Below are 20,496 nucleotides of genomic sequence, written 5' to 3' on the forward strand. Positions count from 1 at the left end.
AGTAAGGTGGCGTTGACCAAGCAGGGGTCGTGCCATTCCCGGGCGTCTTTAATCATCGCCTCTGGGCGCTATGGATAGACGTGAACACAGGCACAATACTGTGCAAAGTGACAAAAAAAGTCAGGGAGGAGTACCGTGGGATACGGGATCCGCATGATGACCGTGGTGTTACTGGCCATCCTGGGCCTGCTGGGGCTGGGGTTGGTTGTAGTGGGGATGGCGACAATGGACGATTGCCCGTCCCGTTCCGATTGTCTGGCCTGGCGGATGCTGGGCGTTATCATCTGGTTGCCCACGTCACTGGCGTTGCTGGTCACCGCGCTGTGGCTTTGGCGCTGGCCCTCCTGGTGGGCGCTGACGCCACTGCTGTTGCCGTTGTTGCTGATGGTTTTCTTCGTGGCGGGCTGACCCTCAGCGGCGCGGCCAAACATCTTGGGCATGAGGAACTGGTGAGCCGCCGTCGTTATGAAACGCTCAGTATCGCCAACGACTGCCTTATCGCTATCTGGTTTCTACTGGGCAGTATCTTCTTTCTGTATCCCAGCATGGAAACACCGGCGGCCTGGTTGTCCTTGGTAGGCAGTTTCCAGTTCCTGATCCGGCCCACGATCCGCCTGTGCGGCCATATGCATCTGCAACGTTTGCCCGGCAATCAGTGGGAAGAATGAGGTGGTGAGGTGTCGCGGGCCGGTGGGTAAAGAGAGAACCCGGAGGCAATAGTTTGTAACCTCATATTGTGCGGTCTTGGCATGGTCGTGGTTTTGTAGAATCGTCGGCAGAGGCTCTCCCGGGGACTGTGGGCGTGATGCCGTGTGGCCCGGCGGAAAGCGCCCTGGTCCAGTACGATGGAGCTGACGGATGGAACAGAAAACCAGGGAGCAGGGATGTGATGGTGAAAACAGCACTTCTTTTCTCGGTAATCGCGCTTCTGAGTTCGCCTGTTCAGGCCACCAGACCGCCTCCCGGGGGCGGCGCGTGGCCAGTGTGTGATCGGCTGGAAATGAGTTTCTTTATTGTGGCCTCGCTACGTTATGAGGAAGATCGGTCGCTGGAATGGGTGTTGAAGGAACTCGACAAGGAAAATACGGAGTTGCCGGAGGAGCGCGGGCTGTTCGAGAAGATGGTCCGCCGGGTTTACGAACTGCCCGCCAATCCTGAATATCTGACCGGTGAGGGCGAGGATGTGACGGCGGAGGCTTTGGTCGGTGACATCCTCGACGAATGCGGACAAAAATTCCCGTAGTGCCCCGGAGGTGGGGTCTAAGGGCTGAAGCTCGTAAACGGAATGACCACAAAGGATGAGGATGCCATGAGCCTGAACCCCGTACCCCGCTGGCCGCTTGCTTCGATGGTGCTCATGGCACTGGCCGGAGCGCTGGCGGGTGGCGCCGTGATGGCCTTCGTGGCGATGTTACTGGGGGCCTTGAGTGGCTCCTGGATAGCGGTGGGTATTCTGTTGGCGGTATTGGGGACACTGGGAGCTCTGACCGGATTCGCCATTGTTCTTTTAGTGCTGATCCGGGACCGGGTGACGGCCAGCGAACAACGAATCCGGGCATTGCTGGCGTCCGTGGAGCAAGGATCGCCGCCCGCAGAGTCCATGGCCGAGGACAGCGCTCCGCCCCTCTCGCGACCCGCCCCTCCGCCACCAGCGCAGGTGCGGACGTCTGGTGCCACCGCCGACCCGCCTCACAGGGTAGCGGCGCCTGAGCAGGCGATTACGCCGCCGCCCCGGGCTCCGGCCGCGCCCTCGCCATTTTTCCGCTTCTTGCGACGCGCCAGGGCCTGGCTGAAAGGAGGCAACACCATCGCCCGTGTTGGTGTTCTGGTGCTGTTCATTGGTGCCGCGCTGCTGGCCAAATACGCCGCGGAAAGCGGGCTGTTTCCCCTGGAAGTGCGGCTGGCCGCGGTGGGGCTGCTCGGAATCGGCTTGCTGGGATTGGGCTGGTGGCTGCGCGAGCGGCACCTTGGTTACGCATTGAGCCTGCAAGGCGGCGGCGTGGCCATACTGTATCTGACCCTGTACGCCGCTTTCCGCCTGTTCGGACTGCTGCCCGCCGGTCTGGCCTTCATGTTGATGGTGGTGGTGGCGCTGGCCGCGGCGGTATTGGCGGTGGCGCAGAACGCTTTGGTGTTGGCGGTGATCGGGTTCGCCGGCGGTTTCGTGGCGCCGCTACTGACATCCAGCGGTGGGGGCAGCCACATTGCTTTGTTCAGCTACTACACGGTTCTCAACCTGGGGGTGTTCGCGGTGGCCTGGTTCCGTGCCTGGCGGCCGCTCAATCTTGTGGGCTTTCTGTTTACTTTCGGCGTCAGTGCGCTATGGCGCGGAGGCGGCTATTCGCCGGCTGATCTGGTCAGCACCGACGGCTTTCTGATCCTGTTCTTCCTGATGTACGTGGCGGTGGCGCTGTTGTTCGCCCGGCGTCAGAACACCAGGCGAATGGATTATGTGTCCGGTACCCTGGTATTCGGTTTGCCGGTGGTGGTGTTTACACTGCATGGCTCGCTGGTGGCGGATATTGAATACGGGCTGGCCTGGAGCGCGCTGGCGTTCGCCGTTTTCTATCTGGCGCTGGCGTTGCTTCTGTTCCGTCTGAAGGGGCAGACCTGGCGTTTGTTGGCGGAGGCGTTTGCCGCCCTGGGGGTTATTTTTGCGAGCTTGACGGTACCCCTGGCCTTGTCCGGAGGCGCCACGGCCGCGATCTGGGCCGTGGAAGGGGCCGGGCTGTTGTGGTTGGGCGCTCGCCAGAGCCGGCGTCTGGCCCGTGCCTTCGGCGTGCTGCTACAAGTGCTGGCGGCGGGGCAATTGCTTCACGCCATGCCGGACTACCTCACTCCCACCATACCGGTCTTCAATAGTTTGTTCATGGCAGCGTTCGGATTGGCCGTGGCCGGTTATTCGAGCGGCTTGTTTTTATTCCGCCTGGGGCAGGCACGGGCCTCCTACGAGCGGGGCGCTGCCCAGGTGATGCTGGCCTGGGCCATATTCTGGGCGCTGTTCGCCGGTTTCGCCGATACCGGCGAATACGCTCCCGCCCATGGCGAGGCGGGTTGGCTGCTGTTGGTGCCGACCCTGATCATCATGCTGTTGGCGGTGCTGGGAAAGCGGCTGCGCTGGAACGCGAGCTATCTGGTCGCGCCCTTGCTGGGGGCGGTTTTTGTCGCCATCGCCAGCGGGTCGTTGCTGGCATTCCCTCACCCGCTGGATCGGGGCGCCTGGTGGGGATGGCCGGTTCTGTGGCTGACGTTCCACGGAACCCTGTGGTGGCGTGATCGTGAGGATGACGTGTTGCTTCCAGGTCTGACGCCCTGGTTGCATGCGCTGGGTATGTGGGCTCTGGCCCTGGTGCTGATGCCGGAGCTTGCCTGGCGTATTGACGGGGCGCTTGATGGCGTCTGGCCGGTGCTCGGTTGGGGATTGGTCCCGGCGGCGTTGTTGGTGCTGGCGGCTCGCGCACCGGAATACTGGCCCTGGCGAGGACATGCGCGGGCCTATCGTTGGCAAGGAGGCGTGCCGCTGGGGGTGGTGGCGGCGTGTTGGCTGGTCTGGGTCAACCTTGCCAGTGATGGAAACGCTGCTCCGCTGCCTTATTGGCCTCTGCTCAATCCGCTGGATATCAGCGTGGCCCTGGTCATGTTGTGCGGCATCGGCTGGTGGTGGGCCACGGCGGAGCGGTATCGGCTCCGTGGTGTTCCGGTGCTGGTGGCGTTGACTTTCCTGTGGTTGAGTGCCGCTCTGGTACGCGCTTTGCACCACGAGCTGGGGACGCCGTTGGACGCTGCCGGGATGGTGCAATCGACTACCGTGCAGATGGCGCTGTCCCTGTTCTGGGCCTTGCTGGGGCTGGCCGCCATGATCTCCGCTACCCGTCGTGGCTGGCGCTCCGTCTGGATTCTTGGCGTGGCGTTGCTGGGGGTTGTGGTGGTGAAACTGTTTCTCATCGATATGGCGGGCACGGAAACCCTGGCCCGTATCGTGTCCTTCCTGGGCGTGGGATTGATACTGCTGGTGGTGGGCTATTTTTCGCCGTTGCCACCTCGAGCAAAGGAGTCTGCCTGATGCGTGCATGGAATCCTGTATGGAAGCTTGTGTGGAGTCCTGCTTGGAGAGCGGCCTGTTTTATCATGGCCTTGGGATTCAGTCTCGGGTCCGGCGCGGCACCGGTGCCGGATGATTTCGCCGAAGGGATTCCCATCGTGCCGGTACGCGAAGGGCGTGCCTATCAACTGCCGTTGCCGGAGCCGGTGTATGGTGTCAGTACCCGCGCCGATTTTGGCGACTTGAGACTGTTCAGCCGCGCCGGTGACGTGGTGCAACATGCGTTCTGCCACCCTCGGGATCAGCATCAGGAGAATACGGTGTCCCATCCGGTGGTGCTGCATGGCCTGCCTCCGGGGCGTCGGCCCGATGAGCAGCTTGGCGGGCAGTTGGCCATCGATACCGCGGACGGCCTCAGCATGCGCTGGCAACGATCGGATCCGAACCAGGACATACCCGCCTCCGGCGCTTTCGAGTACATAGTGGATGCGCGCGAGGTGGAGCAACCGTTGAGCGGCATCCGGCTGGACTGGCAATGGCGCTCTCCGGAAGGGCGGGAAGAATTGCCAATACGGATCGCCGCCAGCGAGGATCTGGATCAATGGCATACAGTGGTGACGCGCACCACGCTATTACGGCTGGATGGCGAAAAGCTGGAAACCGCCGCCGTCGCCTTGCCGGAACAGCGTTATCGTTTCTTGCGCCTGATTCCCGAGGATGAACGCGCCAGGGACTGGTTGCGGCAGGCGCGAGTGTTGACCACACATACCGAAGTGGATGCGGTGCCGTTGATATGGAGCGAAGTGGAGCGGACAGGCTCAGGGGAAGGACCGCTTGAAAGCGTGTTCCGTAGCGCCCGTCCGGCGTTTGCCCGACAGTGGCGTCTGACTTTGCCGGGGCCGAACCGGGTTCTCAGCGTCCGCCTCAGTTCCCGTGCCGATGACACCGCCGCCTGGCGCGAGCGCTATCTGGGCTCCGTTGCTTCCGCTGCCGGCAGCGGTGAAATCGAAGCGCGGAACATGACACCGACCACGGACCCGTTATGGCGGGTGCAAGTGTTGTCCGGAGGTGAGTCGTTGGCGGGAGAGCCGGTATCGTTGCACCTGGGGTACCCGCCGCTACAACTGGGCTTCCTGGCCCAGGGTGAAGGGCCTTTCCTGCTCGCCTACGGCAGCCGCCGGGTGCCTCCCGCTCAGGTGTTGGACTGTGACGCGCTGGGGGTGGAGCCGGCACCGGCGCGGGCGGAGATGGAGCAGCGGCGAGAACTGGGCGGGAAGGCGGTCTTGCAACCACTGCCGGAACCGATACCCGCACGGCGTATCGTGTTGTGGGGCGTCCTGATCCTCGGTGCGGTCCTGGTGGTCGTCATGGCGGTGGGTTTGCTGCGCAAATTGGATAACCGTTAACCGCGATATCACTTATGCCTCCGGCGCGGCGCGGGTCAATTGCTGAAGTGCACGGGACGGGTGCCCCCCCGCGGATTCTTCCAGGAGCCCCGGAGGGTGCCGTTGTGATCCGGTTCCAGCAGAAAGCGCCCCTGGCCGCCCGGCCCGATCAACTCCAGGGGAGTTGTCAGCTGCCCTTCAAGGGGCAGTAGAGAGCGGTTATCGGATATCGAGTAGGCGGCCTGGTCGGCATCGGGGCCCATGCCGATAATCAGGCTGATCATTTCCCCCTGATGAACTCGTCCCCGATAGGCGCCGGGATGAGGGGAGGTTCGTTGGGGGAGGGGACAGAACGAATCCGGTTCATGTTCAAACAGACAGTGGCCGTAGTCGTTCAGCCAGGGCTTCAGCGCTTCGCCGGAGTAACTCACGGACAGCTGTCCCAAATCGTTCAGGGCGCGGACCACCCTGGGAAACGGGCAATCGCGTGTCAGTGTCAACCGCCCTGGTTCCAGGACCATGGTGTCCGCGGCGTTTTCATCGTTGAGTATTGCTTCCAGACACTGAGAGTAATAGTCGCGTCGCGATGCCTTCTCGTCATCATTGAGAAAGTCCATTGTCTCGTTCGCCAGCGCGGCCATGAGCATGGGCTTCCATTGTCGGCGCACGTCCTGATTCAGTGCTTGCCGTCCTTCGTTGCTGAACAGATCATCCAGGGTCAACGGCAGGCCAGTGGCGCTGTCGAAGCTGTAGGCCCAGGTAAAGGGGGTGGGATAGCCGCCGGAATGGTTGCCATGGAGAGTGAGTGAAACAAAGGCGGAAGTATTGGCGAGGACGGTGTAATCCAGGCTGGTGATACCGTGGGAGTCGCCCGGGGTGGGCCAGACTTTTTCGAACAAGATGCGGTCCTGAACCGGCAGCTGATTGAGAGCGGTGGCCTGGAGCCAGGTGTTGATCCGCCATGTGACCTGCCAGATATTGCAGCGCGCGGTCGGTCCGCAGGAAGAGCCCGTGATCCAGGGGAAACGAAAGGGCGTCTCGAGATCAGGATGGGTGGCGGTGATCGTCGCAACGGACAACCGTGGCCGCCAAGGCGCTTCCGGAGCGGCGGAAAGAGTGGATGCGGTAGCCAGGACAAGGGTCAGAATCAGCCCCCGCGAAATCTCGAAACGCGCGGCGCGGCGTTGGTCAGGGCGTTTTGATCTGACAGCAGGCAAGCGCTTCGACTTCAAGGGTGTACAAGCCATTTTCCACCTGTCATCCGAGTCGCGAATGATAAGCTCATAGTCACCGGGGGCTCTGAAAAAGACGTCCAATTTTTCGTTGGTATCGTCACCACTGTCGATCGACTGGTAGTGGCTGCCCTGATCGACCATAAGATACGCGCTGAAATCGTCGGAACCGAATCGGATTCGGTATTGGCCGATGGTATCGACACGAAGCGTATGAGTTGTTTTGAACCCCTGCAGCCAGCCCTTGATGGCGGCGCCGGGCACCAGCGGATCAACGATCTCCAGTTCGATGGTCTTGAGGCTCACGTGGTATCGTCCCAGCGCGCGGCTTGAATTGCTACCCACCGCCAGGAGATAAGAACCGCTTTCTTCAATTTTGTAACTCAGCTGTCCATGGTAGCTGTGCTGGGCGGTTTCGCTCTGGTCGTTCTTTTCATGCCTGAGCAGTTTGCCGTTGGGAGCGAACAAAGAGAGATAACTGTTCGGCTCACCGGTGATATCGAACCGGGCCACCTGATCCGCTTCCAGGTCGACACGATAGAGATGGTAATAACTGCCGTCGTTGAAGTTTCTCGGGGCATCGGCGGTCAAGGTGTCCTCAATGCCTTCTCCGGGTTCCAGAGGGCGCGGTGTGTCCGCCATGGCTTCCGGAGGCTGGAAGATGGCGAGCATCAGCCACGTCAGGCTCAAGCACCAGAGAGGCCCGAGGTGGTAAGTCGTCCTTGTGACTTTCTTGGGGCGAATGACCATGTCTTCGGTCCTTGTTCGATTGCATTGAGGCGCTGTCGCGGAGATCAGCGCCGACGCTTCCGAGAAGATTCCAGTAAAAAGGTATTCAGACTTTGAGCGTGCCTGCTCAGTTTGGCGAAGTTCCAGACGAAGTCGCCCCACATATTCATCACATGCTCGCGGTCACGGGTGGTCACGATCAGCTTGTTGGGCCGGATGGGCAGCGCTCTGTAGCTGAGGGTATTGTCCTGAACGGTGATTCGCTCTATCCGCGCAACGGGAATGTCGTAGAGCAACCCATTGCGGTCGGATGACAGCGTCAGGCGGCCGTTCTTGCAAAGTAGCAGCTTGCCGTCGTCAAAGAGGCGGTGCGCAAGCCAGAGCAGTGCCGTGACAACGGGGAGCGGCCAGGCCAGGAACAGATCCAAGCCGTTGAGGGATGTGTCGTTATAGAGCGCCAAGCCGATAACAATGATGGCGCTCAGAATAAAGCCGCCGCAACCGCCCAATGCGACAAAAAAAACCAGCCGCCAGAAGCCCGCGTAATACCAGGAAAACTCAGGGCACGCTTTGGAGGCCGGGTGACCAGGGGTCATGGCTCAAAACGGATAGCATGGCGGGAGCTATAGAAGTCTTCCAGTGCTTCGGTGCGCTTCTCTCTGTAGTTCATATAGTAGACCACGTGGGTTTGGCCTAGCCGGACGTAGCGTGCCAGATGCCAGTTTTGTTTGGACTCAAACACCAGCCCGCTGTCGTCGGCGACCAGGATGCTTTGATCTCCGGCCACTTTGTCGGCATCGAATACGAAGCCGTCGTCATCGCGCATATAAATGCCGCCGGATGGACGTTCGAACTCCGATTCCCCTGGTTTCAGGGCGCCTTCCACTCCAATGTAGTCGCTTTCCCCATCGCCGCTTTCGAAAATCATGTTTGGCCCGAGGGAAAGCACGAAATAGCCACCTCCGGACCAGCGTTCGGCCGTGTAATTCAGAGGCAGATTCATTTTCGCGCCCTCGAACAAGGAGACCGATTGCGCCGGCGAGAACAGTCCGAGGGTGTTGTTCATGTAATCATCAACGTTGGCGGTATCGCCGGGGTTGGTGGGGCGGGCGCTGTTGGCGAGAACAGCGAATCGTTTGGTTTCATCGGAGCTTTTCAGGGTGCGGGTGGTGATCAGCAGGGTCCGCCCCTGGTTTAATGGCACGGTTCGGTACAGGTCATAGCCGGCGAGATAGACCTCATCCCCGGCTTCGTCGTACTCGATGAAGGCGTCGACAAACAGGCCGTCCTGTTCATGGAGGCGATGGGTTCCGGGCCAGCGGTTTTCTTCCGCGAACTCCTCCGGAGGCGCGCCCTTGATCGTCAACGTCAAGTCCGGATTCACCTGATTGAACAAGGGTTGGTCGGCCCCGGGGTCGGCCAGACTGAACAAGAACCAGCGCGTCGGGCTCTCCTGGTGGATATAAAAGCCGCTATTCCCCGGTGGCAAGTCCAGACTAAAGGCGTCGGGGAAAACAACGGTCTCGTTGTCGTCATCCTGAGTGGGAATGTCTATGTCGGCGTGTTTTTTCGCCACCTCCCGTTTCATCGTCTCGATATGCTGGTGGCGCTCGTTCAAGGCACTTTGGAACGCCGCTTCGTCAGCCAACGGTTGGGGTTTTACGAAGAAAATGTTCTCACGGCCATCGGACATCAGCAGCTTTAGTTGGCCGTCCAGCAGCTTCGCCGTCAGTTTCGTTTTCAAACGCTTCATGCGCTTGTCGTCCGGCTCGGGCAGCAGGGCGAGTGGCTTGTCCGGTTCTTTGGCGTCATAGGCAACCAGACTTCCGTCTTCGTCGTCATGGACGAAGAAGCTGGACTTGCCGAGTCCCGCCAGGGAGAGGGGGGATAGCATGGCGGTTTCGAGGACGAACTTGGTGTCGTCGGGGCCTCGCACTTGCCAATAGCTTTTTTCCGCCAGGACGATGCCCGGTGCCGTGATTAATGCCGCCAGCAGACAGAGACGGGTCGCGGTTTCAGTATTCGTGGTCGTCATCATGGAAACTCGGCAATGCGGGGTCGTAGTACCGTGCGAGGGTGCCACCCCGCCCGCCTTCGGGGCGCTCATCGCCCGACCATCGGGCCGCGGGGGCGCACAGACACTCGTTCTCAATGGCCAGTCGCACGGCGCCATCCGGTACACGCCAGAAATAAACCTTGCCGCGGAAATCCTCTTTGCTTGCGGTGGCGGGGCCGTAGTCGTCCTCGAATCTGGCCTTGAGGGCCATGATCTGATCGTCGTCGAAGGCGCCCATCGCCACTTCCCCTTTTACACCATCGGCGTTGCCGATGCGGGAGGTAACGATATACAAGGTGTTGTCTTCATCGGTCAGAAAGGACGGCGCCCGCAGTGGAATATCGTGGAAGTAGACATTGGGGAGGGCCGTTTCCGCTTCCCAGTCAATGGTGAAGGCGGTTTGCAGAACATCCCGGGCCTGATATTTCTCGCCGAACAGAAGAACCTCAAAATTTCTGATCTTGTCGGAGGGGATCTGCGTGTAGGGGATGCTGGTTTTATCGAGGGCCTGGGCGATGGCGGTGCCGCTGTCCAGTTCAGCCAGATCCAGCCGGGGGGCACGATCCGCGCAGCCGCTCATTGCCAGTATCGACCCCAGATAAAAGCACACGGGCCGGAGCAGGTCTCCGTTGATACTCATGAGTACATCCTTTGCAGTTTTATTGGCATGGTGATCCCTCCATGCTTGGTCAAAGTATAGGCAGTCCTGGTTTAACCCGCAAAAACCGTGGCCTGGGGACAGGTGGTCAACGCAACAGCCCTCGCTTGGCGCCGGCCACGGTCAGCGCCATCTGTCGCGGCAGCCAGGGCATGCGACACATCAACGGAAAGGCAACGTCACGTAACGCCGGAATCCACTTCCCATGGGATTGGAAGAACGGCGTCAGCCAGCGACTCATGTTCTGGTAGAAGCGGATTGAGCCGGCCCGGCGCCGCTGGAAACCGGACCACACCTGGGGCCATTGATCCGCCTCCGCCATCGCCTGGCCCAGAGCCTGGGCATCCAGCAGCGCCATGGTGCCGCCCTGACCCAGTTGCGGGCTCATGGCATGGGCGGCGTCACCAATGATGCCCAGCCGGCCCTCGCCCCAATGGCTCAGAATCACATCACGATAGGTGGCCTGGAGCAGGTCCCTGGAAGAAGACAAATGGGCCAGCAGTGGCGTCAGGTCCGGCCAGAACGCGGCGGTCTCTTGTTTCCACTGCTCGAACGGATGGGCGCCATCGCGCCAGTGGGGCATATCGGCCACCGGCAGGCTCCAGAAAAAGCTCAGCAGCGGGGTGCCGGGGGCGTCAGGAGTGCGGCCGGTAGGCAAAACCCCGGCCATGCGGTGGGCGCCCTCGTAGCACTGGCGCAGCCAGGCGCCGTCGAAGCCGGCCTCCATTGGCATAATCGCCCACAGTGCGCCCCACGGGTATTGGCGGTCATAGCGCACCCAGTCGGCGGGGCGCAAATGGCTGTTGCTGCCATTGGCGATCAACGCCGCGTCGAAGCGGTGCTCGCCCTGGTGGACGCCGGCGCCCACGACCACCGTGACGCCCTGAGGATCGTGGCGCAGGGCGTCCACCCGGCTGCCCAGCCAGCGTTGATGGGCGTAGGCGTTCAGACTGTCGCTCAGAACGTGGCACAGGCTGGCCCGGTGTACACCGAGGCCTTGCATTCCCGAACCCAGCAAGTGATAGCGGGTATCCATCAGCACCCGTCCGGATCGGGTCACCCCATGGAGCCCATCCATCGGGGCCCCCAGTTCGGCAAGGGCCTGATAACAACCCAGTTGCCGAAGAACCGACAGGCCGGTGGGCTGCAGTAAAATGCCGGCTCCCACCGGCGCCAGTGCCGGCGCCTGCTCCAGCAAGGTGACCTGATGCCCCTGGGCGGCCAATACCCGGGCGCTGGCCAGTCCGGCGGTGCCGGCGCCGATAATGGCGATGGATTGCGATTTCACGGATAACGTTCCCCCGGTAACCAGCCTGACATTATACGCACCCGGCGGCCCCATGCAGGGGCCTGTCTGGCATTGAAACCGTGCCTGTGCCATGATTTTGGCCGTCATCAAGGATGTAAGAGCCCCAGGACAGGCTCTGAGACTGAATGGAGTCAGACCATGCCCCCCTTTGACGAGCTGCGGGACCTGTTGGCGTCCACGCTGTCGCTGAAAGACCATCGCCGTCTTTATCGCTTTGTCCTCGACGACGACGCTACCCCCTTGCTGGTGGAACGCTGGTGCGGTGATGAAGCCCTGTCCGCGCATCCGGTGTGGTGGGTGGATGTCCTCACCGGTAATGCCCAGTGCCCGCTGGGCGAGTGGTTGGGCCGTAAGGCAACCCTGTTCACCCGTCTCGGCAATGGCAGTGAAACGCCCCGCACTGGCCTGGTGGAAGAAGTGGCCCTGCTCGGTGCCGATGGCGGTCTGGCCCGCTACCGCTTCACCCTGAGGCCCTGGAGCTGGCAGCTCAGCCACGGCCGTCATAGTCAAGTATTCCAGGACAGGAGCGTGGTCGATATCATCGGCGCCGTATTCGAGCGTTACGGTGAGCGGGCCAGTTGGCGGCAACGGGATGACGTGGCGCCTTTCCTGCGGACCGTCAGGCCGCGCAGCTACTGCACTCAGTACCGGGAAATGGACGGCGACTTTGTTCGGCGTCTGCTCGCTGAGGAAGGTCTGGGGTTCCGTCTGGTCGAAGCCCAGGATGCGGCCGCCGGCCATCACCTGGAACTGTTCGCCGACAGCCGCCTGTTACCGGAAGATGCCACCTCCGAGGCCCAGGGCGGCGTGCTGGTCCATCGCGGCGATGCCAGCGAGGAAGGCGATGGCTTGCACCGTCTGGGCCGCCGCCGCCGCGCCGGGGCTCAGCGACTGACACTGCTCAGCGAGGACTACAAAACCCGTCAGGCCACCCCGGTACAAGTGACGCTCGCCGCCGGTGGTGAGCGCGACCGGCCGGTGGAACAATACGACAGCGTGGGGCAGTACGCCTGGAAAGACACGGACGAAGCCCGCCATTACGCCGAATTACGTGCGGCCCACGCCGAAAGCGTGCGTGACTACTGGCAAGGCGAAGGCGCCGTGCGCACCTGCCGCGCCGGGACCTTCCTGCGGTTACGGCAGCCGCCGCAAGGGCTGGCGGTGCCGGAGGCCTTGCTGCTGACCCGGGTCCGGCACCTGGGCATCAACAATCTGCCGGCCACGGCCCAGGAGCAGGTGGCGCACACCCTGGGAGACGCACCTCCCTGGCCCGACGCCCAGGCCGAAGAGGCCAGCGAGCGTCTGGCGGAACGGGCCGCGCACCTGGGTTACGCGAACCTTTTTGAGGCCCAGGATCAGCGACGTCCCTGGCGGCCCCAGGCCACCGATAAGCAGGGCCGCTGGCGTGGCCGCCCGGTGGCGCGGGGGTATCAGACCGCCCTGGTAGTGGGACCGGAAGGTGAGCCCCGGGTGAGCGGCGGCGAAGAGGTGTTCAGTGACGGCCTCGGGCGGGTCAAAGTGCGTTTCCATTGGCAGCGTGGTGATAGCGTGGATGATCGCGGTAGCTGTTGGCTCCGGGTGGGCCAATGGCAGGCAGGCCCCGGCGCCGGCGTACAGTTCGTGCCGCGCATTGGCCAGGAAGTGATGGTGGGTTTCATTGGCGGTGACATCGATCGGCCGGTGATTCTCGGCGCGCTTTATAACGGCCAGGGCGAAGGCGGTATCGCGCCGACACCTGGCGGAACCGGGGCGGGAGAGAGCAGCACGGAGGTTTTCGCCCACGCCCACGATCAGGCCGCCAGCGCCCGTGCCAATCGCGGCGGCGGTGCCGCGCCGCCCTGGCATGGCGCCAGTCCCGATACCGCCGGCCACGGTAACGCCGCCGCCTTGTGGGGTGTGCAGTCCAAGGAGTGGGGCGGAGACGGCTACAACCGGCTGGTGTTCGACGACAGTGACGACCAGCTGCGGTTGCAACTGGCCAGCAGCCATGGCGACAGTCAGCTCAATCTCGGCCACCTGATCCACCAGGCTGGGAACTATCGCGGCAGCTTCCGGGGTGAAGGGGTGGAATTGAGGACCGATGAATGGGGGGCGGTCCGGGCCGAGCAGGGATTGTGGCTCAGTGCCTGGGGGCGGGATGATCCCGACGCGCCCGCCGGTGATATGGAAGAAGCCGCCGCTCTGCTCGATCATCTGCGGCAACTCGGACAAACCCTGTCCCAGGCCTGTGCCCGTCACGGCACGCCGGTGCTGGCCGCCGCCGAAGGCTCCGACCGATCCGGCGCCTCCTGGCTGATCGATCAGGAAGCGCCTCTGAACGCCTTCTACACAAGCACTTCAACCCGGGTGACCGGCGCCGATTGCGGCGCGGCTCTGGGAGAAGCGTCCCAGCACAATACCGATGGCGGTAATGACCGGGTGCCTCACAGCAGCCACGCCTTGCTGGGATTGACGGCCCCCGCCGGCATCGGGTTGCTGGCGGGCCAGAGCCTGACCTGGAGTAGCGCCGAAACCCTCGCCCTGGCCAGCGGCCAGGACAGCAATCTGGCGGTGGGCGGTGATTTGCGCCTGCACAGCGGCCAGTCCCTGGGGCTGCTGGCCGCCGCCGAGAACACCGATGGTGACGCCCTGACCCTGGTCAGCGCCGAAGGGGAGGTCCGCTTCGAAGCCCAGCATGAACGCCTGCGCGTGCAAAGCCGCGACGACCTCAACATCACCAGCGCCAACGGCCCGTTGGAACTGGCCGCCGGTGAGTCCCTGCACCTGGCCACCAGCGCCGGTGCCCGGCTGACCCTGGAAGGCGGCGACCTGATCGTCAGTTGCCCCGGCGAAATCAAGGTGGAAGCCGGCAAGAAGTCGTTCCTCGGCGGTACTCAATTGAGCCGGGAGATGAACAGCTGGCCTTCGTCGAACCTGTCGCCTAACCAATATAACGAAGCATTCAAAGTACACTTTCCGAATGGCCAGGCAGCGGCCAACCAGCGTTACCGCCTGACCCGCAAGGACGGCGCGGTCATCGAAGGCGTGACCAACGGTGACGGTGAAATTGATTTGCAGCAGGGGATGGGGGCGGAAGCCGCTTCGCTGACCCTGCTGGGGCCGGCGAACCAGGGAGGGGTTTCCTGATGAGCGATACTTCCTCGGCCCGCCGGGCCCCGGTCCGAATCGACCCGGTGTCCGGTTACCCCGCGATTCAATGGAATCTGACGCCTCCAGACCAAAGCGACAAAGTGCAAGTGTGTTTGCCGGAGCCTCAGCAAGCCCTCGTGCTCTATCCCATGCGCTATGGTATTACCCGCGAAGCACTCTCTTCTTCGGATTTCCCGAATATGGACGTGTCTGGTTATCGAGGGCTGGATGAGGGCTGGCATTTTGGCTTGCGTACCTTACGCCCTTTGACCTACGTCTATTTGCTTGCGCAGGTGAATGAAGAATGGCGTATCCGTGTCTGGCAAGTAGCGGAAGATGGTTATTTCAATCCGATTTCCTCTGTTTCCACTGAAGAGGAAGCGCAACCCCCTTGGCAGGATATGCCAACTCTACCGGAAGTTACGGCGGCACTGCCTTACATCACCGCACCACTACCCACTACTGAACTGGAAGTCGGAGAGAGTGCATGGTTGCTTGTCAGTGATTCTCGTCTTACTCGGGGCGTTCTGGACGCTCTGACGTCGGATCAGGATGGCTTGCGGAGTCAACTGGCCACGGAAATTCGCCTCACCGATGATGCTCCACAACCACATTTGGGAGATACCGCCCCTCTGGCTGACTTGCCGGGACTAAATGGTGACATGGATGCTCTTGTATGGAGCGAGAGCAACGCTCCTGTCACCCCGGCTAACCAGTTACTAACCTTACTGGACGCTGGTGTCAGCCCCCGTTGCGGTGTTATGCAACAGCTTCCGGCGAAGGTTGTGGCAGTGCATGACACCACCGGTGTGATGAGTGAGCTGGGGCATCTGGCCGGTATCGAATTGGAGGCGTTGCAGAGTTACAGCGCGGATGCTGCCCGGAAGCTGAGAATCTCGGAGTGGATCGATTTGCTTGGGGAGATGAAACGGCGGGAAGTAGAGATGGAAACTTTTCGCAACGATCCGGTGGGAAGTGCTTTGCCGGGCGGTGTTGCTGGAGGTGCTGCAAATGCTGCCCGAGATCGGGCCTACCAGGAAGGATTGGATGCGGAAGCCGGAAGGTTGGCAATGGTGCGTAATGAGGAGCGCCACCAATTTGTCAGTGATCATCCAAATAATATGGAACGACTTGGCGAGGCGGTAGCCCAAGCGGCATCAGCAGCTACACAGGTCTATCGTTCGATAAAAGCTCGCCATAATGCCACTTTGATGCTTTACGACGAGACGGACCGGGAAAACTACCTGGCATTACGTCGTGTCGTCACTTTCAGTCTTGGGGTTTTGACCTTGGATGATGAAGGTGTCAATGAGGTTTCCGGTGAGCTTGCCGAGAGTGGTCCTACCGGGATCATGGGGCGAGCTCTGCTCGGTCACCCTCAGGTATCGGAGTACGTGCGTTGGCGTAGTAGTGCGGCTCGTTTTGCCCGAAATGTGGTGGGTGAAGTGATTGAGAAGCTGAATACAGTAATATCCTCGTTCCCGGCGGATAGTGCCTCTCGACAGTTGAGTCTAGTGGTTGGAGCTCTGGTGGCGAAGGGGCGTTTGGGTAGTATCAATGAGCTGTGGCGCACTCCATATGGACCAGCTTTAGAGATTCTCAGTGGCGAGACCGGCGTTAAACACCAAGTGCCGCTGAGCGAGGCTGGAGCATGGTTGCGGGACCGCACCGGAGGTCGTGGGGTGAATGGCTTCCGGCCGATCACTGTGGCCCGTGCGGCCAATGAGGTGGTGGAACTGTATGAGAGCCGGCAAGTTCAGGCCCAAATAGAGGCGGATCAGCGTGGATTGTCACAGAGAATGCATTTCTGGCACGGCACCAAGCTGGGAATTTCCGGGCTTGGGATATGGTGGTCTCTGGAGAACGCAGCCACGACGATAAAGAAGCTAGGCCGTGACGACGGTATGGTGTTGGCGAACTCGCTTAATCTAGGCAGCGCCATGCTGGCGACTAGTGCTGGTGTGACTGGTGGTGTGCAAGCAGTACTCGATATCCGACGTAACCAGGCGAAGATAGCGGCTGACCAAGCCTTGGAACAGTCGATGGATAAGCAAGTTGATCTGCTTGGTAATTGGGCTCTAGGTCTCGCCGCGGGCGCGGCGCTGGTAACATTTATCAAAGATGCCGTGGTTACTCCTATCTTCAACGAAGATGGCAACGAAGCAGCAATCAGCATGACGGGGGGGATATTGCAGCTGGGTAACGCCTCTCTGGGCATGCTGCATTTGACCGCCCGTCTGGCGGATCAGGCAGAGAAAATGGGGGCCACCGCGGCCCGTGGCAGAATCGCTCAAAGCGCGACTCAGGTCATGTCCCGTTTGGAATCTGGAGGTGCGGCATTACGTGGGCTTGGCCGATTTGCCCGGGCAAGCAATTGGGTGGGTTGGGTTATGCTAGCGGTTGAAGCCAGTTATGTGGCGGTGCGCCATTGGCACGACACAACCGTGGAGGAGAACAAGGTTTTACGCTGGATGGCCGGTAGTGTATGGGGAAATGGCACTATCCCCGCCTGGTTTGGCCTCAGTGACGAGGAAGTGACCACGTTGGATGCCGCTGCTGAATTGAAGGAGTTCTACCGGATGTTCCGTGAGCCTTCCATCGAGACCAATACGGATACTTTGAAGTGGTTGTCAGGGAATCTGCCACTAGTCAGCTCCTATCGCCGTTGGACGACGGGAAGTCCATATCCAGAGGGTGTTGAACAGATCGCTATTCTTCTGCCAGGTTGGCAGGCGCAGGTTAGCAGTGTTCGTGTTACCGTATCGGCGCCACAGACAATTCCTCCGGCGGAAGATCAAATCTACACCGAAGAGAATGCTTCGGTATCGGTGGAGCGAGGTTTGGGTATTATGATGATTGATACCAATAATCCCTACGTCAGTGTGAAAGTGCGGTATTACATTAACGGCTTTAGTGATCCGGAACTGATGTACGAAGTGGAAAGTTAATGGCCCGATCCAAGCAGGAGTTGGATGCATCCCCAGATCAACGGAGGTCTATCTGGGAACAGTCGCTTGAGCGGGTCCGCCGACAGCCTGATTATGGACTGGCTGAGTTTTTCGTGTTGTTGAAAGAGGAAAAGAAGAAAAAGACCTTCGCGGCGCTTCCCCCGTTGGATATGGCTCTTTGGTCAGGGGATGCCTTGAAACCAAACGATTTGGATATTAAAAACCCGCGTTTGTTTAACGAGCGCTACATTGAGCTGCCGACTGTTGAAACCGTTGGGGGAAACGGAAAGCTGCACTGGTTGCCGCGCCTTTTCCTGTTGTTCCATAACCTGTCGTTGCTTTTGTTTCTTGGGCTTTATGTGGCAGCTTTCGTGGATGAGAAACTTGATGCGTGGTCGGCGCTAGGGCTGTTTGCAGGTTATCTTTGTGCTGGCGGAATTCCCTTTTTGTTCTTTTATTTCCTGTCTCCCTTCTCGCCGCTGATGCGCTATGCAGAGAAGAAAGGGTCCGCCCGCTATAATCGACAAGCCCAGCTTGTTCATATTTCTTGCGGGGGGAGTAAGGTCCTGCATGTGCCTTGGCGTCACGTAAGAGCGTTGGTCGAATTCAGTGTGATGCCGGGTGGTTTAGGTGGCACTGGGTTGGTTCTGACAGCTCCGCGCCCGTGGGTGTTGGATGAACTGGATCGTCTCTCGCCGCAAGGAAAACCACGCAAGGTACTGTTCTCCTTACCCTATGGATTCTGGACCGGAGGTGATCGGAGTATTCCCGGAATACTGCGTCGTTGGGAATTCATTAGACGTTATATGGAAAAGGGGCTGGAGGCGATTCAACCAGATCCAGATCTGGAACGAGACGGCTTGCTGTATTTGCCAGGTGCGGAACCGGCTCCTACCAGAGAGCTGGGGCCTATCTATGCCCTTGTATTTCATCCCTTGGAACGTTTGGGGTACATACTGACTTTTGGGGCCTGGCTGGATCGCAAGGCTGCTGCCGTAGAGAAGGCACGGGATGGGTTTGAATGGCCCGAAGAGGTGGAAGAGCTGTGTGCTTCGGGTGCTGATGTTGCGGCATTCGACCACCAACCTATATCAGCGCGTACAGATATGTACTATCGATTTGCCGGCTTTAATGGTTATGAATACGTTGATAACCATGGTCGGCCGATTTCTGGAAGTCATGGTGTTGATGAGCTGATGGCTGAGGCCAAAGAATGGCCTTCAGAGAAAACGAAGCCTATCAAAGATGATTGGGGGGGAGCAGGTTAGTCCGACTTTCTCTTGGAGTGTTTGTGAAAAATTACACTTTTAAACTGAATAAAGTAAAAGAGAGCAGTCTTCCTCTCATCGAAGAAGTGTTATCGCGACATGGGGAGGATTGGCAGCGTAGCGGTGATGGTGACAACGTGAATTTGTTTACCTGGAAAGAGAAGCCACTGCTCGAGTATCAGGGGGAGTGTTTATATGTGCACGTCTCTCCCTCGACCAGGGCGCTGCTTAAAGGAATTCTCATAACACTTGACCGCAATGCCGCCACTCGTTTCCCCAGTCCTCCCCAGTGGGCAGTGGCGTTTGTGGTGGGAACACTTTTTTTTCTGGTGCGATTTCTCGGTATAGCCACTTCGAGCAAAGATTTCCTGCTTCTTTATGCTGTCTTTGGATTGAGTGGCGTATTGATGAGTGCGGGAATGATTCTGGGGTCTCGGGCAACCCAGCGGGGCTGGCGATGGCTGTTCGTGACGGCCTGGATCTCGTTGGCGTCGCTTTCTGCTCTGGGATTGTATGCTATGAGCCGAGGCGGCGAAGGGGCTTGGCTGTTGTTCCTAGTGCCCGCTCTGGTCGGGGGCATTGGATGGTTCGCATACCGTGATCTGGTGGCCTGGCATTATGTGAAGTGGATCTTTGCGGGGGAGGGATTATCGCGGGAATACGACTCGGGTGAGGCGTATCGGCCGGCGGAGCTCTCTCGTGACGAAGTGGCGAAAAAGAACTTGATCAACTCCGTGATCTTCTTGGTGGTCGCGACATTGAGCCTGCTCAGCGGTGAAAAGCTCATGGCTTTCTTTGCGATGTTCATGGCTGTGGGATCGTTTGTGGTGGGCACGGTCATGGGCCAGCAAAAGGATGAATCCTAGCCGACCCGACATTTGTTGTTGGTTTTTATGGTATATAAAACTCAGTAATCCCGCTGCCGCGGCCCGAACCGCGGTGCTTCCTTTTTGAAATTGGCGTTCATCGCCGTGCGTTGGTTACGGCTGCGCAACAGTTTGAACTGCAGCCGGGATTCGCGCAGAAAGGCCTGCTCTTCCGGAGCATTCCAGGTGTCATGGAACAAGGCCTTGGCGGCACTGATGGCGTCCGGGGAGCGTTCCAGCAGTGAGCCAGCCAGTTCCCGGGCGGCTTGCTCGGGCGTTTCGGACACCCGGGTGACCAGGTGCAAACGTTCCGCTTCACGGGCGTCGAAGCGGCGGCCGGTCATGGTCAGTTCCTTGGCCACGTCCAGAGGTAGCAATTCGCGCAGCGTAACGGTGCCGGTCATGTCCGGGATCAGTCCCCATTTGATTTCCATTACCGAGAATTCGCAATCCGGCGTGGCGATACGGAAGTCCGCGGCCAGCGCCAGTTGCAGGCCGCCGCCGTAGCAGTAGCCATGCGTTACCGCGATGACCGGCATGGGTAATTGCCGCCAGGCCCAGCAGGCTTGCTGGAACAGATTGGTTTTCTTGATGCCGAAGCGGGTGAAGGCAAGCAGCATCTTCATCGGGGTCTTGGTGACGCGGCCAAAATCCAGGCCGGCGCAGAACGCTTTGCCATCCCCCTTCAGAATCACCACCCGCACCTGGCGGTTCTTCCTCAGTTTTTTCGCGCAATCGACCAGCGCCTGAAGCATTTCCAGATCCAGGCCGTTGTATTTTTCCGCCCGTGTCAGGGTGACGGTGGCGATGTGATCGGCGATATCAAGGGTCAGACGATCCCGAAAAGTGTCAGTCATGATAGTGCTCTCCTGTC

Annotated in this window: 15 protein-coding genes; 9 read left to right on the forward strand and 6 right to left on the reverse strand. The window is 60.2% G+C overall.

Annotation, left to right across the window (positions count from 1 at the left end; translation table 11 throughout):
* The first annotated feature begins 135 nt into the window (after positions 1 to 135).
* The 5 genes from E0L37_RS14340 (at position 136) to E0L37_RS14360 (ending at position 5,448) form a co-directional block, all read left to right on the forward strand.
* Positions 136 to 408 (forward strand): hypothetical protein, encoded by a 273-nt coding sequence (locus E0L37_RS14340; RefSeq protein WP_133492403.1) that lies wholly within the window; start codon positions 136 to 138, stop codon positions 406 to 408.
* A gap of 41 nt (positions 409 to 449) precedes the next feature.
* Positions 450 to 668, forward strand: a complete 219-nt coding sequence (locus E0L37_RS14345) for a YrhK family protein (RefSeq protein ID WP_236563949.1) — start codon at positions 450 to 452, stop codon at positions 666 to 668.
* Positions 669 to 886: 218 nt separating this feature from the next.
* The gene (locus tag E0L37_RS14350; protein WP_133492404.1) at positions 887 to 1,243 is read left to right on the forward strand and encodes a hypothetical protein; all 357 of its coding nucleotides are present in this window, start codon (positions 887 to 889) and stop codon (positions 1,241 to 1,243) included.
* Between the two features lie 66 nt (positions 1,244 to 1,309).
* Entirely contained in the window at positions 1,310 to 4,063 is a 2,754-nt protein-coding gene (locus E0L37_RS14355; protein ID WP_166643074.1) for a DUF2339 domain-containing protein, read from the forward strand.
* A 65-nt stretch (positions 4,064 to 4,128) separates the two neighbouring features.
* Positions 4,129 to 5,448 carry a DUF3999 domain-containing protein gene (locus tag E0L37_RS14360; RefSeq protein WP_166643075.1) on the forward strand — a complete coding sequence of 440 codons (1,320 nt, stop codon included), beginning with the start codon at positions 4,129 to 4,131 and terminating at the stop codon, positions 5,446 to 5,448.
* 35 nt (positions 5,449 to 5,483) lie between these two features.
* Here the strand turns inward: E0L37_RS14360 and E0L37_RS14365 are convergent, their stop codons facing one another.
* The 5 genes from E0L37_RS14365 to E0L37_RS14385 form a co-directional block, all read right to left on the reverse strand.
* Entirely contained in the window at positions 5,484 to 7,349 is a 1,866-nt protein-coding gene (locus tag E0L37_RS14365; protein WP_133492407.1) for a hypothetical protein, read from the reverse strand.
* Between the two features lie 104 nt (positions 7,350 to 7,453).
* Complete coding sequence (locus E0L37_RS14370; RefSeq protein WP_133492408.1) at positions 7,454 to 7,984, reverse strand: hypothetical protein; 531 nt, start codon at positions 7,982 to 7,984, stop codon at positions 7,454 to 7,456.
* Positions 7,981 to 9,426 carry a hypothetical protein gene (locus E0L37_RS14375; RefSeq protein WP_133492409.1) on the reverse strand — a complete coding sequence of 482 codons (1,446 nt, stop codon included), beginning with the start codon at positions 9,424 to 9,426 and terminating at the stop codon, positions 7,981 to 7,983. The genes E0L37_RS14370 and E0L37_RS14375 overlap by 4 nt, the downstream gene beginning before the upstream one ends.
* Positions 9,404 to 10,084, reverse strand: a complete 681-nt coding sequence (locus E0L37_RS14380; RefSeq protein ID WP_133492410.1) for a hypothetical protein — start codon at positions 10,082 to 10,084, stop codon at positions 9,404 to 9,406. Before E0L37_RS14380 ends, E0L37_RS14375 begins: the two co-directional genes overlap by 23 nt.
* 106 nt (positions 10,085 to 10,190) lie before the next feature.
* Complete coding sequence (locus tag E0L37_RS14385) at positions 10,191 to 11,390, reverse strand: NAD(P)/FAD-dependent oxidoreductase (protein ID WP_133492411.1); 1,200 nt, start codon at positions 11,388 to 11,390, stop codon at positions 10,191 to 10,193.
* Positions 11,391 to 11,549: 159 nt separating this feature from the next.
* Here E0L37_RS14385 and E0L37_RS14390 point away from each other — a divergent pair, with 159 nt between their 5' ends.
* Genes E0L37_RS14390 through E0L37_RS14405 form a run of 4 tightly spaced genes read left to right on the forward strand, consistent with a single transcriptional unit; the run spans position 11,550 to position 19,622 of the window.
* Complete coding sequence (locus tag E0L37_RS14390; RefSeq protein WP_133492412.1) at positions 11,550 to 14,537, forward strand: type VI secretion system Vgr family protein; 2,988 nt, start codon at positions 11,550 to 11,552, stop codon at positions 14,535 to 14,537.
* Entirely contained in the window at positions 14,537 to 17,488 is a 2,952-nt protein-coding gene (locus tag E0L37_RS14395; protein WP_133492413.1) for a toxin VasX, read from the forward strand. The genes E0L37_RS14390 and E0L37_RS14395 overlap by 1 nt, the downstream gene beginning before the upstream one ends.
* Positions 17,488 to 18,756 (forward strand): hypothetical protein, encoded by a 1,269-nt coding sequence (locus E0L37_RS14400; RefSeq protein WP_133492414.1) that lies wholly within the window; start codon positions 17,488 to 17,490, stop codon positions 18,754 to 18,756. The genes E0L37_RS14395 and E0L37_RS14400 overlap by 1 nt, the downstream gene beginning before the upstream one ends.
* 23 nt (positions 18,757 to 18,779) lie before the next feature.
* Positions 18,780 to 19,622, forward strand: a complete 843-nt coding sequence (locus tag E0L37_RS14405) for a hypothetical protein (protein ID WP_133492415.1) — start codon at positions 18,780 to 18,782, stop codon at positions 19,620 to 19,622.
* Positions 19,623 to 19,663: 41 nt separating this feature from the next.
* On the opposite strand, the gene E0L37_RS14410 is transcribed toward E0L37_RS14405, so the two are convergent.
* Entirely contained in the window at positions 19,664 to 20,479 is an 816-nt protein-coding gene (locus tag E0L37_RS14410; protein ID WP_133492416.1) for a crotonase/enoyl-CoA hydratase family protein, read from the reverse strand.
* Positions 20,480 to 20,496: the final 17 nt, after the last annotated feature.

Source organism: Alcanivorax sp. 24, assembly GCF_004360225.1.
Taxonomy (GTDB): domain Bacteria; phylum Pseudomonadota; class Gammaproteobacteria; order Pseudomonadales; family Alcanivoracaceae; genus Alloalcanivorax; species Alloalcanivorax xiamenensis.

Bases quoted from the DNA above. Each gene is read 5' to 3' on its own strand.
- E0L37_RS14355 (WP_166643074.1), top strand. From the start codon at position 1,310: ATGAGCCTGAACCCCGTACCCCGCTGGCCGCTTGCTTCGATGGTGCTC.
- E0L37_RS14360 (WP_166643075.1), top strand. From the start codon at position 4,129: ATGGCCTTGGGATTCAGTCTCGGGTCCGGCGCGGCACCGGTGCCGGAT.
- E0L37_RS14370 (WP_133492408.1), bottom strand. From the start codon at position 7,984: ATGACCCCTGGTCACCCGGCCTCCAAAGCGTGCCCTGAGTTTTCCTGG.
- E0L37_RS14375 (WP_133492409.1), bottom strand. From the start codon at position 9,426: ATGATGACGACCACGAATACTGAAACCGCGACCCGTCTCTGTCTGCTG.
- E0L37_RS14380 (WP_133492410.1), bottom strand. From the start codon at position 10,084: ATGAGTATCAACGGAGACCTGCTCCGGCCCGTGTGCTTTTATCTGGGG.
- E0L37_RS14390 (WP_133492412.1), top strand. From the start codon at position 11,550: ATGCCCCCCTTTGACGAGCTGCGGGACCTGTTGGCGTCCACGCTGTCG.
- E0L37_RS14395 (WP_133492413.1), top strand. From the start codon at position 14,537: ATGAGCGATACTTCCTCGGCCCGCCGGGCCCCGGTCCGAATCGACCCG.
- E0L37_RS14400 (WP_133492414.1), top strand. From the start codon at position 17,488: ATGGCCCGATCCAAGCAGGAGTTGGATGCATCCCCAGATCAACGGAGG.
- E0L37_RS14410 (WP_133492416.1), bottom strand. From the start codon at position 20,479: ATGACTGACACTTTTCGGGATCGTCTGACCCTTGATATCGCCGATCAC.